The organism is Rhizobium sp. 9140, assembly GCF_900067135.1.
Lineage (GTDB): Bacteria > Pseudomonadota > Alphaproteobacteria > Rhizobiales > Rhizobiaceae > Ferranicluibacter.
In genome coordinates, this window is sequence record NZ_FJUR01000001.1 from 82,638 (window position 1) to 95,100 (window position 12,463).

The following is a 12,463-nucleotide window of genomic DNA, read 5'->3' on the forward strand; positions in this document are numbered from 1 at the left end:
GTTACCGCGCTCGGCCCTGCGGGTTCGGCGTCGAGCGAAAGCACGGCCCGACAGCTATCGGTGCGTCAGATATCCGCACCGAGCGAGCGGAAAAGCGTGCAGTACCGCGCCGCCGCACTGTCCCACTGGAAATCCCCTGCGCGCACCAGACCTTCCGCGGCAAGCCGCCTGCGCAGATTCTCGTCGCGCATCAGCGCCACGATGCCGTCCGCGATCGCGGTGTCGGACAGGGGATCGACCAGCATGGCGGCATTGCCCGCGATCTCGCCTGTCGCGGTGGCCGACGATGTCAGCACCGGCGTGTTGCAAGCCATGGCCTCGACAATCGGCAGGCCGAAGCCCTCGTAGAGCGAGGGAAACAGGAAGGTTTCGGCACCCGCCATCAGCGGCCCCATATGCGCCTCATCGACATAGCCGATCAGCTTCGTGCGCGGCACGTCGGGGATGGACGCGACATCGCCGAACACGTGCGCACGCCCGAGATTGCCGGAGACGACGAGCGTGATCTCTTGCGGAAGCGCGCGCTGCGCGATGGCCCAGGCGCGAAGCGTCGCTGCCAGGTTCTTGCGCCGGTCGGCGGTGGCCTGGAGCAAAAGGTATCGTTCGGGCAGGTCGAGCGCGGTTCGCGTGGCGGCGATTTCATACGCCGCATAAGGGCGGAAATGGCGGCTGACGCCGTTCGGGATAACGTCGATCCGGCCCGCGTCGATGGGAAGCGTGGCCGCGATCCGCTGGCGCGAGAATTCCGACACCGTGACGACCCGCGCGGCGCGCCGGACCAGCATCGGCAGCAGCGCCTTATAGAAAGCCGTGAAGGAGCGGGAGAAGAATTCGGGTACATCCAGAAAAGCGACGTCGTGGAGGGTAACGACCTGGTTTCCCTTGGCGACGGGTCCCGTGGCCGATGGCGACCAGAGGAGATGGCCGCGCGCGCGAACCGGCAGCACGACCTGCTCCCAGGCATGCGCCTTCATGCCGCCGAGCGGGCGATCCGGCACGATTTCGGTCATCGGCCCTAGCCGCGTGGCGATCTCGGCAGCAACCCGCTGCTGGCCACCCATGGCGAATTTCGTGACCCGGGCGTTGACGGCTATCTTCATGGACATCCCCTATCGCCGTTTCTGTAGCATGCGGGAATGAAACTTCGGTTAGCAGCCTGCGCACCCGCGAGAACGGCTTGTCTCAGGCGAGGAATTTTGCGGCCAGCGCTTCCGGCAGGCGTCGCGGACGCCCGGCGGCGTTGATGACGGCGATGACGACCTTTGCGGCGATCAGCAGGCGATCGTCGCAGAGGATCTGCTGTTGCAGCACCATCTTCGCACCGCCGGCCTTTTCCGTCACGGTGCGAATGGTCAGGATATCGTCCATGCGGGCCGGCAGGCGGAAGTCTATTTCCATACGGTGGACGACGAAGACGAGCCCCTCGGCATCGGCCGTCAGGAGAGCGCGCTGCTCGACGCCGAGGCAGCGCAGATAATCCGTGCGGCCGCGCTCGAGGAAATGCAGGTAGCGGGCGTGATAGACGAGGCCGGAGAAATCGGTATCTTCGTAATAGACCCGCTGGTGGAGCAGATGCCCTTCGTCGCCCAGCCGACCCGCAATCGAATAATCCACGTCCTGCCGCCTCTTATGCCCGTCCTCATGTTCGTAAGGCCGTTGTGGCGCAAAGAAGCGATCGCGACAAGCATTGAACAACTGTCATAATTTCTAATTACAGCGGTGAAGGCGCAAAATTCATTCCAGAGGCGGGCAACCGTCGATCGACATTTCTTCAGGAGGCGACGTCATGAAGATTGCAGTGATGGGCGGAGACGGTTTCATCGGCTGGCCGACGGCCCTGCACCTGTCCGAGGCGGGCCACGACGTCCACATCCTCGACAATCTCTCGCGCCGGTGGATCGACACGGAACTCGGCGTGCAGTCCCTGACACCGATGGACTCCATCCAGGAGCGCACGCGCATCTGGCATGCCGAGACGGGGCGCCGCATCCATTTCAACCTGATCGACCTCGGTCGGGACTACGAGCTTCTGAAAAACTGGCTGGCCGAGCATCGCCCGGATGCCGTGATCCACTTCGCCGAACAGCGCGCCGCGCCCTATTCGATGAAGAGCGACCGGCACAAGAACTACACGGTCAACAACAACGTCTCGGCAACGCACAACCTGCTCAACGCGCTGGTGGAACTGCACCTCGACGCGCATCTGGTGCATCTGGGAACCATGGGCGTCTATGGATATTCGACGGTGGGCGCCGCGATCCCCGAGGGTTATCTGCCCGTCGGCATCACCACGCAGAGCGGCGAGACGGTAAGTCAGGATATTCTTTACCCGGCTAATCCAGGCTCGATCTACCACATGACCAAGTGCCTCGATCAGCTGCTGTTCCAGTTCTACGCCAAGAACGACGCGTTGCGCATCACCGACCTGCATCAGGGCATCGTCTGGGGTACGCATACCGAGCAGACCCGGCGCCACGAGCAGCTGGTCAACCGCTTCGACTATGATGGCGACTACGGCACGGTGCTGAACCGCTTCCTGATACAGGCCGCCATCGGCTATCCCCTCACCGTGCACGGCACGGGCGGGCAGACCCGGGCCTTCATCCACATTCAGGACTCCGTGCGCTGCATCGAGCTGGCCCTGAAGAACCCGCCGCAGCGGGGATCGCGTGTCGAGATCTTCAACCAGATGACCGAGACGCACCGGGTGCGCGATCTTGCCCGGATGATCGGCGACATGACCGGCGCCGAGATCGCCTGGCTGCCGAACCCGCGCAAGGAAGCGCCGGAGAACGACCTTGTGGTGAAGAACGACAAGTTCCTCGACCTCGGCCTCGCCCCGACGAAGCTCAAGGACGGCCTGCTGTCGGAGATCGTCGATGTGGCGAAGAAATACGCCTATCGCGTCGATCGCAGTCGCGTTCCCGCCGTTTCCGCCTGGACGAAGGACATCGCCGCAAAGATCGTCCATGACCCGGAAGGGCGCCGGCTGAAATCGGTTTCATGAGCGGAGACGCCGCCCACGCCTTCGTCACGCTGGTGACCAATGCCGATTACGCGATGGGCGCGAAAGCGCTCTGCCGCTCGATCCGCCGGACAGGCACCCGGGCCGATATCGTCGTTCTTCATACGCCGGCAGTCGCTCTGGATGTGCTCGCGCCCTTGGGCGCTTTCGATGTGCGGCTGATCGAAACCGATCTGCTGCCGCTGTCGGACGCGTTCAACGAGCGGCATGCAAGGCGGAATGTCCATGCCGCAGCGCCCTTCACCAAGGGGCGCAAGCCGGCCTTTCATTCGCCGCTCGACAATTTCTGCAAGCTGCGGCTCTGGCAGTTGACGGACTACGAGCGCTGCATCTTTATCGACGCCGATGCTCTGGTTCTGAGGAACATCGACCGGCTTTTCGCCTATCCGGAATTCTCGGCCGCGCCCAACGTCTACGAAAGCCTTGCCGATTTCCACCGGCTGAACTCCGGCGTCTTCGTGGCCAAACCCACCGACGAGACGTTCCGGGCGATGTTGCAAAGGCTGGATATGCCGGACGCGTTCTGGCCCCGCACCGACCAGAGTTTTCTGCAGGCGTTCTTCCCCGACTGGCACGGCCTGCCGGTGACGATGAACATGCTGCAATATGTGTGGTTCGCGCTGCCGGGCCTGTGGGACTGGCCTTCCATCGGCGTGCTGCACTACCAGTATGAAAAGCCGTGGGAGACGGATCACCCGAAGGCGGAGGCGCTGAAACCGCTGATCGACCTCTGGCACGCCTTCCACGACGGCACCGACATTCCCGATATCGCGCGCCTTTCCGGCCCCTCCTTCAGCGAAAGAGCCGGCTGATGCGGATTCTGGTCTCGGGCGCAACAGGCATCGTCGGTCGCTTCGTGGTGGAGCATCTGCTCGCACAGGGCCATGAGGTGCTGGCCGGCGTCAGGGCGGCGACGCACACCCTGCCCTTCTCACGCCCTGTCGAGACCACGCTCCTCTCGCTCGATCCCGACGCGACCCTGCCCGACTTCGACGGATGCGATGCTCTGGTCCATGCCGCCTTCCAGCACCTGCCCGGCCGATATCGCGGTGGCGAGGGCAACGACCCCGATGGCTTCCGGCGCGCCAACCTTCACGGCTCCGTGCGCCTGTTCGAAGCGGCGAAACACGCCGGCGTCCGGCGCTGCATCTTTCTGTCCAGCCGCGCCGTCTATGGCCGTCAGCCGGATGGCATTCTCCTGACGGAGGATATGACGCCCGCACCCGAGAGCCTGTACGGTATCGTCAAATGGGAAGCAGAACAGGCGCTGCGTGCCTTGAGCGGAGAGGATTTCGTGACGGCCAGCCTCCGCGCCACAGGCGTTTACGGCCTGCTTTCCGATCTGCCGCACAAATGGGAAACGCTTGCGCGGGACTACCTCTCCGGCCGGCCGGTCGAGGATCGCGTCGGCACCGAGGTCCATGGTGACGATCTGGCGGCTGCGATCCTCCTTCTTCTCACGACGGACGCCACGCTTGTCAGTGGCCGGGCGTTCAACGCTTCCGACCTCCTGATGAGCCACCACGACGTCCTCTCCGAACTTCAGCAGGCCACCGCTTGCGTTCATCCGCTACCCAAGCCTCTGGACAAAAGCCTGTTCCATCCGATGGACACAAGCCGCCTGCGTTCGCTCGGCTGGCATCCCGGCGGGACCGAGCGTTTCCGCGCCGACATCGCAGCCCTTTCGGAACATCTGACAGACAACCGGTGACGGCACGACTTGCTCCTTATTCCTTGCCCTTTCCCGGCGTCTTCTTCTGCTTCTCCACCCAGTCCCGTCCGGCGTCGCCACCCCAGAGCAGCCAGGCGATGTAGCCGGGAGAGGGATCGCTATCGTCGCCAAAATTCTTGGCGCGCTTGTCGACCTTGTGGCGGGAAAAATAGCTCGACATGCGCTTGATCGTATCGGGAGACAGGTTGGCGCGGTTCTTGAGGTCGCGGGCACGCGCGACGCCGATCTGCGTGCCGCCCCGCTTGAACGTCTGGCGAAACTCGAGGCCCTTTTCCGCCGCCTTGGCGACCGCCTCCGGGGGAATGTGATCGCCGGCCATCAGTTCGCACGCAGTTCCGAATGGCTCTTCAGCACATGCGCGCCGTCTTCCTGACTGATGAGGTAGGCCGGCTCGTCGGTCGAGGCCTTGCGCTTGATCTTGTGACCCTTGATGGTGCGCTCGACATCCTCGGTGAAGCTTTCGTCCACCTTCCCTTCCGCCGTGCCCTGTCCCCATTTCCATGACACCGTAGTGCCTTTTGCAAATTTCTTCATCGCTTGCTCCTCTGACGCGACGGTCGGTCGCTTCAGAAAATGCGCGTCGGTGAAACGGGTTCCGTCAGATGAGGTCGAGATCGCCATCGTGCCAGACGATATGCCGGCTGGTCTCGGGCAATGTCTCGATCTCCTCGGCAATGAAATAGGGCGGAATATCGAGCGCGCGCAGTGCTGCGACAGTCGCAGGCACCCATTTGAACTCCAGATCGCTCTTGCCGTCGCGGTTGCGATGCACGATCTCGGTGGCGTGGAACGGAAAGACCGGAGGCACGGTCATCAGATAGTAGAAGCCGATCTCGTGGAAATCGCGCGCCTCGTAATGGAAGAAATTCTCGACCGTCCACAAGAGGCGCTCGACGGTGACATCGACGCCCAGTTCCTCCTGCATCTCGCGACGAAGGGTTGCTTCGGACGTCTCGCCGATTTCGGCGCGACCGCCCGGAAATGTCCAGAACGTCTCGTGCACGGCCCGGTGGACAAGGACATGCCCGTCGCGAAAACCCAGCCCCGCGATCCGGAAATTGAACCGTTTGTTGCCGGCATCGAGCCGGACCATCTTGCGTTTGCTCATCAGCCCAGCTCCACGACGGTGATCTCCGGTGGCGAGCCGAGCCGGACCGGAAGGATGGACGTACCAAGCCCGCCGGACACGACAAGATGGCGGCCGTCTTCGACAATATGCCCATAGGCATAGCGACTGCCGAAGCGTGACGGTACGACGGGAGAATAGCCGAACAGGCGGATCTGCCCGCCATGGGTGTGGCCGGACAGCGTGACGGCAACGCGTGCGGGGACGGCCGGGAAGATGTCCGGCTCGTGCGCCATGAGGATGACGGGTGCGGCGTCGGTCACGCTTGCCAGCGTGCCGGCGAGATCGTCGAGCCCGGCGGCCGGAAACAGCTGATCCGCAAGACCGGCCAGCCAGAAGGCGTGCCCGTCCTTTTCGAGGCGCACGGCGCGATTGTTGTAGAGCGGCACGCCGAGACGATCGAGCACGGCCTGAACGGTCACGGGCCTGCCGCTCTCCATGGCCTGCGGATCGTCCAGCCAGTCGTGATTGCCGAGAATGGCGTGTACGCCGAGCGGCGCGCGCAACGGCCGCAACGCCTCGCCCCAGGCCTCCGGCGGCACCGGCGATCCCAGCCGCATGCCCGAAAGAAAGTCCCCGAGCAACAGGATCATGTCGCCGCCAAGGCCATTCGCCTGATGCGCGATCTCGGCGATCCGCGATGCGGGCATGTAAGGGTCGCAGGCATGAATATCGCTGACCAGAACGAGCCGCAGCACCAGACCCTGCGGCCAGCCCGGCGGCGTCATCCGGTGCGTGACGACACGGGGACGGCCGCGCGGCTCGATGCCGACAGCGTAGGCGCCGGCGGACAAGGCCGCCAGCACGAACGCACTGAGCGTCTTCAGGAGCCCGCGCCGGGAGAGCACTCAGTCGTCCTCCTGGAACAGGCGGAACTGCGAGGCTTCGAGATCCTTGGGCGGCACAAGCCCGAGATGTTTCCAAGCATTGACGGTCAGCACGCGGCCGCGCGGCGTGCGCTGGATGAAGCCCTGCTGGATCATATAGGGCTCGATGATATCCTCGATCGCATCGCGCGGCTCGGACAGACCCGCCGCGATCGTCTCGATGCCGACGGGACCGCCGCCGAAGTTGAGCGCGATCATAGTGAGGTAGCGCGTGTCGAGCTGGTCGAAGCCCATATTATCGACGAGCAGCCGCGTCAGCGCCTCGTCGGCGATCTGCCGCGTGACCGCTTCGGCCCTGGCGACCTGCGCGAAATCCCGCACCCGGCGCAGGAGCCGCCCGGCAATGCGCGGCGTTCCCCGCGCGCGCCGCGCGATCTCGCGCGCGCCACCGTCGGTAATGCCAAGTCCCATCAGCCGCGCCCCGCGCCGCACGATCAGCTCCAGCTCCTCCACCGTGTAGAAGCTGAGACGCACGGGAATGCCGAAACGGTCGCGCAGCGGCGTCGTGAGCAGCCCGAGCCGCGTGGTGGCGGCGACCAGCGTGAACTTCGACAGGTCGATCTTCACGGAGCGCGCCGCAGGCCCCTCGCCGATGATCAGGTCGAGCTGGAAATCCTCCATGGCGGGATAGAGGATTTCCTCGACCGCCGGGTTCAGCCGGTGGATTTCGTCGATGAAGAGCACATCGCGCTCTTCCAGATTGGTGAGCAGCGCCGCGAGATCGCCGGCCTTGGCGATGACGGGACCGGATGTCGAGCGGAAATTGACGCCCAGCTCCTTGGCCATGATCTGCGCCAGCGTCGTCTTGCCGAGACCGGGCGGACCAACGAACAGCACATGATCCAGCGCCTCGCCGCGATGCTTCGCTGCTTCGATGAAGACCTTCAGATTGGCACGCGCCTCCGCCTGGCCGGTAAACTCGTCCAGCGACTGCGGCCGAAGCGCGGTATCGAGATCCTCGCCCCGCTTTTCGGGAGAGATCAGGCGGGTTTCGTCTGTCATGCGAGAAGTTCCATTCCGGGGATGAGGCGGGCAGCCTTCCGGTCAAACGTAACGATGTTCTCGCAGCCGGCTTGCTTGGCAAAGCCCGCGATGAGGACGTCCGCAATATCGATTTTCGCAAATTCATCTGACGAAAAGACGCCTTTTATGACATCCGAATCCTCGAAAACGATCTCGCGGCTGGCCATCAAGCCTTCAAACAGTGTTGCGATGTCATGGTTTTTGAAACCATAGCTCCTGCTCAGGACCCAACAGGCTTCGGCGAACACGAAGGTGGAAATATAGGCCGGATCGGCAGCCGATCTCGAACGGAAGAACGCGACTGCGCTCTGGTTCTGCTCGGCGTTATCCGTCATCAGAAACCGGAGAAGCACGTTTGTATCGATTCCAATCACGCGTGATCCTCCGGTCGTCATCGGCCACCGCCTGGGCAATGGCATCGTCCATCTCTTCGATCGTCAGGCTCACTCCATTGGGAGCGCGACCGAGAATACCGGCAAACTCCATGATACTTCTGGTCTTCGCCCGGATTTTGACCTCACCATCCTCGATGATGAAATCCATCTGATCGCCCGGATTGAGGTCCAAATATTTCCGGACCTCGATCGGTATCGTCGTCTGTCCTTTGGATGTCAGTTTCGCAGCATAGCCCATAAGACGCTCCATTCCTTACCTTCGTACCATAGTAAGGAATCCCCTCGCAGACAAGGAATCACTGCGACAACTCCCGCAGACCCAGCCGGATCAGCTTGGCACTGTCGGCCCCCTCGCCCCCATTGCGCAGGGCTGCGGCGATGGCGTTGGCGGCCTGATCGCGGGAATAGCCGAGATTGGTCAGCGCCGAGACGGCATCCGCGACCGGGGCCGGCACGGCCCCCTCTCCCAGTTCCTGCTTGAAGCCAATGCCGGCAGAAGCCTCACCGGCGAAGGCCGGGGCCTTGTTCTTCAGCTCGGTGACGATGCGCACGGCCACCTTCGGGCCGACGCCAGGCGCACGCGAGATGGAGGTCTTGTCCTGCAACGCGATAGCGTTGGCGAGTTCGCCAGGGGTGAGGACCGAGAGGACGGCAAGCGCGACCTTGGCACCGACGCCCTGGACGCTCTGCAACAGGCGGAACCATTCGCGCTCCAGCGCGGAGAGGAAGCCGAACAGGCGCAACTGGTCTTCTCGGACATAGGTCTCGATGAACAGCACGGCCGCCTCGCCGGTCGAGCCGAGCTTGCCGAGGGTGCGCGCGGAACAATAGGCGACATAACCGACGCCATGGACGTCGATCACAACATGGTCGTCGCCGATCTCGTCGATCGTGCCCTTCAACTTGCCAATCATCCGCTGAGGTCCCCGAGAAAAAGAAGAAAGCTTACAGGAAAGTCGTCATGCCGTGGCGGCCGCGATGCGATGGGCGAGACTGCCGGCAAAGCTCTGGCGGTTGTGGGCGTGGCAGATGGCGATGGCCAGCGCGTCCGCGGCATCGTTGCCCTTGAAGGTCGCCTTAGGCATCAGAACCTTGATCATCATGTGGATCTGCTGCTTTTCACCATGCCCGACGCCGATCACCGATTTCTTGACGGCGTTCGGCGCATATTCCGCCACCCTCAGCCCGGCGCGGGCCGGCACCAGCATGGCGATGCCGCGAGCCTGCCCGAGCTTCAGCGTCGCCACGGCGTCCTTGTTGACGAAGGTCTGCTCGACAGCCGCTTCGTCCGGCTTGTGAAGATGGATGATATCGGCAAGCCCGTCATGCAGCTGGCAGAGCCGCGAGGCGAGATCAGCATCGCCATCCGACAGGATCGTGCCGGAATCCACGAAGCGTAGCGTGTTGCCCAGCGTGTCTATCACGCCCCATCCCATGCGGCGGAGCCCGGGATCGATACCGATAATGCGAATCGTGGATTGCATGAAAATATCCTAGCCTTTGCACCCGGACGCTGCCAGCAAAATGTGAACAAAACAAAAACATCCGCAACGAACGCGTTCTGAGCCGTCCTTGGATTCGGCAAACGGGTCTCTTACATGACAATGACGTTCATCAATTGAAGGCCGCTTTCCATGGTCCCCTTTTCCATTCTCGACCTGTCGCCGATCACCAAAGGCAGCACTGTTTCACACGCGCTCGACAACTCGCGGCGACTGGCTCAGGAGGCCGAGCGCGCGGGTTACAAGCGGTTCTGGCTGGCAGAACACCACGGCATGAGCGGCATTGCCAGTGCCGCGACCGCGCTTGTCATCTCGCATGTGGCGGCGGGCACGAAGACGATCCGCGTCGGCTCCGGCGGCATCATGCTGCCCAACCATTCGCCGCTCGTCATTGCCGAACAGTTCGGCACGCTCGCGGCGCTCTATCCGGGCCGCATCGACCTCGGCCTTGGCCGGGCGCCGGGCACGGACATGCGCACGGCGGCGGCGCTCAGGCGCCACATGGAAGGCAGCGCCAATGCCTTCCCGAACGATGTCGTGGAACTGCAGGGCTTGCTCGGCACGCCGCGCGAGGGCGAGGTGATCGCCACCCCCGGTGCCGGCACCAACGTCCCGATCTGGCTTCTCGGTTCCAGCCATTACAGCGCGCAGCTCGCCGGCATGCTCGGCCTGCCCTTCGCCTTCGCCTCGCATTTTGCACCGGACATGCTGTTTTCGGCGTTGGAGATCTATCGCGAACGTTTCGAGCCGTCGGCCATTCTCGACAAGCCTTACGCCATGGTCGGCATCATGGGCGTGGCCGCGGATACCGACGAGGAAGCGCAGCATCTCTTCACATCGATGCAGCAATCCTTCGTGGCGCTGCGCCGCAATGCGCGCGGGCAGTTTCCGCCGCCGGTCGACAGCATGGACGGTCTCTGGAATGCGTCGGAGAAGGGCTTCGTGGATCACGCGATGACCTATGCCATCGTCGGCGGGCCGGAGACGGTGCGCCGGAAGACGCAGGCGTTCCTCTCGGATACGCGCGCGGACGAACTGATCATCTCCATGCCGATCTTCGACATGGAGGCCCGACTGACGTCGGTCCGTCGTTTTGCAGAAGCGCGGCAGGAGCTTGCCGCCGCGGCATGATTTAGGCTCAGCCGCGCAAGCTGGCGGCAGCGCGGCGAAGATCGCCGGTGAACGCCGTCTGCTCCCCGGTATCCGCGTTCCCCGCCACGACGACGCAACCGCGGCCAAGCGACTTCGCCTGATAGAGCGCATCGTCCGCCGACCGGAAGGCGGCATCGCGGCTCGTTTCCGGGCTCTTGACGTGGCAGAGCCCGAAAGAGGCGGCGATTTCGATGCGATGGCCCGGCGGATAGGCGCCCGGCAGGTACATCGGCGCCGACAAGGCCTCCCCGAGCCGCCAGCACGCCGCTTCGGCATCCGCAATTGTGATCGATGGCATCAGGATGGCAAACTCGTCGCCGCCGAGGCGGAAAAGGCGATCCATATCGCGTGTATTCGCGCGCAGCCGTGTTGCGACAGCGCGCAGCAGATCGTCGCCGATCGCGTGACCGAAGGTATCGTTGACGCCCTTGAAACCATCGAGATCGAGGCACGCCACGACAAATGATCCCGACGAAATTGCCTCTAGATACGCAGTGTCCAGCAGCGCCCGGTTCGCCAGACCCGTGAGAACATCATGCGTGGCGGCATGCGTCATCATGCGTTCGCGACCGACCAGCATCTGGGCGGTCGTCTGCGAGATGCGCACCAGCAGAAAACCGCCGACGAAAAGTACGACGAAGACCGTGAGAACGAGCGGCGTCGCCTGATAGAGCATATCGCGCGCGGGGGTCGGCGGGCGCCATGAGAGGACCTGTATCTCGCCATCAGGCCCAATGGCGATTTCCGACCGAGCGCGCTCGGGTACGACCTCGCTCAAGGGGCTGACGCGGGCATCATCGAGCAGGAACCGCGTTCCGAAGAAATCCTGCAGGCTACTGCCGATGGGCATGGCGGTGATCAGCACGGGCGCACGAGGACCACTGACCTGCGACGTACCGAAATCCGGCTGGAACAGGCTCGCCGACAGAAGCACGGCATCCTGTCCGACGACCTCGATCCGGCTGATGGCGATGGGCTTCGGGATGCCCGGTCCCTTCGGCCCGGCTTCGCGCTTGCGCACGTCGGCCACGAGCGGCTCGGCGTCGGCAACGATCCGCTCCGCGCCGCGGGCGAAAAAGGGCCGCGATTTTACCGTCTCATCCGTGCGTGCGTAAAGAACGGAGTCGTCAGGCTTGAGAACCGCGACAAAGCGCGTTCGCGACGTTCCGATCAACGAGGCGCCGACGTTTCGATCCGTCCACTCGAAATCGAACGTGTTGTCGAGCTTGGCGATCGCCTCGTCCCAGATGGTCCATGAGGTCAGTGCGAATTCGATATCGGCGATCCAGAGCGCGAGATTGCGCTCGACCAGCGTCTCCTGCTGAACCCGCGCCTCGCCGTCGATCCGCGCCGCGCCGTAATAGGGAACGGTCGCCATGGCGGCAATGAAAAGGGCGACGCCGCCGATGGCGGGTCCGATCAGTCTGAGGTGAACGAAACGCATCGCCCGGCCCGCTTTCCATCCAGCATTCAGGTTGGACCTGCGCGGAAACCGCGCATCGGAAGCGACATGGGCCTCCGCAGTCCGTCGGCCGACGCGGGAAACGCCTCGATGACAACGAGGCGTCGGCAGCAGCAGACGGACTGCATGCTGACCGACAGACATTACGATTAAGTTAGC

At 63.5% G+C, this 12,463-nt stretch carries 16 protein-coding genes; 4 read left to right on the forward strand and 12 right to left on the reverse strand.

Annotation, left to right across the window (positions count from 1 at the left end; translation table 11 throughout):
* Positions 1-65: 65 nt before the first annotated feature.
* Positions 66-1,100 (reverse strand): glycosyltransferase family 4 protein, encoded by a 1,035-nt coding sequence (locus tag GA0004734_RS00450; RefSeq protein WP_175386144.1) that lies wholly within the window; start codon positions 1,098-1,100, stop codon positions 66-68.
* A gap of 82 nt (positions 1,101-1,182) precedes the next feature.
* Positions 1,183-1,614 carry a tol-pal system-associated acyl-CoA thioesterase gene (gene ybgC / locus GA0004734_RS00455; protein ID WP_092930251.1) on the reverse strand — a complete coding sequence of 144 codons (432 nt, stop codon included), beginning with the start codon at positions 1,612-1,614 and terminating at the stop codon, positions 1,183-1,185.
* 172 nt (positions 1,615-1,786) lie between these two features.
* Here ybgC and GA0004734_RS00460 point away from each other — a divergent pair, with 172 nt between their 5' ends.
* The 3 genes from GA0004734_RS00460 to GA0004734_RS00470 are packed head-to-tail and all read left to right on the forward strand — an operon-like array spanning position 1,787 to position 4,736.
* Positions 1,787-3,007 carry an NAD-dependent epimerase/dehydratase family protein gene (locus GA0004734_RS00460; RefSeq protein ID WP_092930254.1) on the forward strand — a complete coding sequence of 407 codons (1,221 nt, stop codon included), beginning with the start codon at positions 1,787-1,789 and terminating at the stop codon, positions 3,005-3,007.
* Positions 3,004-3,837 carry a glycosyltransferase gene (locus GA0004734_RS00465; protein WP_092930257.1) on the forward strand — a complete coding sequence of 278 codons (834 nt, stop codon included), beginning with the start codon at positions 3,004-3,006 and terminating at the stop codon, positions 3,835-3,837. Before GA0004734_RS00460 ends, GA0004734_RS00465 begins: the two co-directional genes overlap by 4 nt.
* Positions 3,837-4,736 carry an NAD-dependent epimerase/dehydratase family protein gene (locus tag GA0004734_RS00470; RefSeq protein WP_092930260.1) on the forward strand — a complete coding sequence of 300 codons (900 nt, stop codon included), beginning with the start codon at positions 3,837-3,839 and terminating at the stop codon, positions 4,734-4,736. The genes GA0004734_RS00465 and GA0004734_RS00470 overlap by 1 nt, the downstream gene beginning before the upstream one ends.
* 16 nt (positions 4,737-4,752) lie before the next feature.
* Here the strand turns inward: GA0004734_RS00470 and GA0004734_RS00475 are convergent, their stop codons facing one another.
* The 9 genes from GA0004734_RS00475 to ruvC form a co-directional block, all read right to left on the reverse strand.
* Positions 4,753-5,076: a hypothetical protein gene (locus GA0004734_RS00475; RefSeq protein ID WP_092930263.1), complete on the reverse strand. Its 324-nt coding sequence runs from the start codon at positions 5,074-5,076 to the stop codon at positions 4,753-4,755.
* Entirely contained in the window at positions 5,076-5,291 is a 216-nt protein-coding gene (locus GA0004734_RS00480; RefSeq protein ID WP_092935692.1) for a DUF2945 domain-containing protein, read from the reverse strand. Before GA0004734_RS00480 ends, GA0004734_RS00475 begins: the two co-directional genes overlap by 1 nt.
* A gap of 64 nt (positions 5,292-5,355) precedes the next feature.
* A complete protein-coding gene (locus GA0004734_RS00485; protein WP_092930266.1) occupies positions 5,356-5,865 on the reverse strand; it encodes an NUDIX hydrolase in 510 nt (169 codons plus the stop codon).
* A complete protein-coding gene (locus GA0004734_RS00490) occupies positions 5,865-6,731 on the reverse strand; it encodes a metallophosphoesterase (RefSeq protein WP_092930269.1) in 867 nt (288 codons plus the stop codon). The genes GA0004734_RS00485 and GA0004734_RS00490 overlap by 1 nt, the downstream gene beginning before the upstream one ends.
* On the reverse strand, positions 6,732-7,772 hold the full coding sequence (gene ruvB, locus GA0004734_RS00495; protein ID WP_092930272.1) for a Holliday junction branch migration DNA helicase RuvB: 1,041 nt from the start codon (positions 7,770-7,772) through the stop codon (positions 6,732-6,734).
* Positions 7,769-8,128 (reverse strand): PIN domain-containing protein, encoded by a 360-nt coding sequence (locus GA0004734_RS00500; protein ID WP_175386146.1) that lies wholly within the window; start codon positions 8,126-8,128, stop codon positions 7,769-7,771. The genes ruvB and GA0004734_RS00500 overlap by 4 nt, the downstream gene beginning before the upstream one ends.
* Entirely contained in the window at positions 8,118-8,438 is a 321-nt protein-coding gene (locus GA0004734_RS00505) for an AbrB/MazE/SpoVT family DNA-binding domain-containing protein (RefSeq protein WP_245292301.1), read from the reverse strand. The genes GA0004734_RS00500 and GA0004734_RS00505 overlap by 11 nt, the downstream gene beginning before the upstream one ends.
* Before the next feature lie 46 nt (positions 8,439-8,484).
* A complete protein-coding gene (ruvA, locus tag GA0004734_RS00510; RefSeq protein WP_092930278.1) occupies positions 8,485-9,102 on the reverse strand; it encodes a Holliday junction branch migration protein RuvA in 618 nt (205 codons plus the stop codon).
* Between the two features lie 45 nt (positions 9,103-9,147).
* Complete coding sequence (gene ruvC / locus GA0004734_RS00515; RefSeq protein WP_092930281.1) at positions 9,148-9,672, reverse strand: crossover junction endodeoxyribonuclease RuvC; 525 nt, start codon at positions 9,670-9,672, stop codon at positions 9,148-9,150.
* A 150-nt stretch (positions 9,673-9,822) separates the two neighbouring features.
* Here ruvC and GA0004734_RS00520 point away from each other — a divergent pair, with 150 nt between their 5' ends.
* Positions 9,823-10,821, forward strand: coding sequence for an LLM class flavin-dependent oxidoreductase (locus tag GA0004734_RS00520; protein ID WP_092930284.1), 999 nt, complete (start codon positions 9,823-9,825; stop codon positions 10,819-10,821).
* A 7-nt stretch (positions 10,822-10,828) separates the two neighbouring features.
* Here GA0004734_RS00520 and GA0004734_RS00525 read toward each other — a convergent pair whose 3' ends face one another.
* Complete coding sequence (locus GA0004734_RS00525; RefSeq protein WP_175386155.1) at positions 10,829-12,286, reverse strand: sensor domain-containing diguanylate cyclase; 1,458 nt, start codon at positions 12,284-12,286, stop codon at positions 10,829-10,831.
* Between the last annotated feature and the right edge of the window lie 177 nt (positions 12,287-12,463).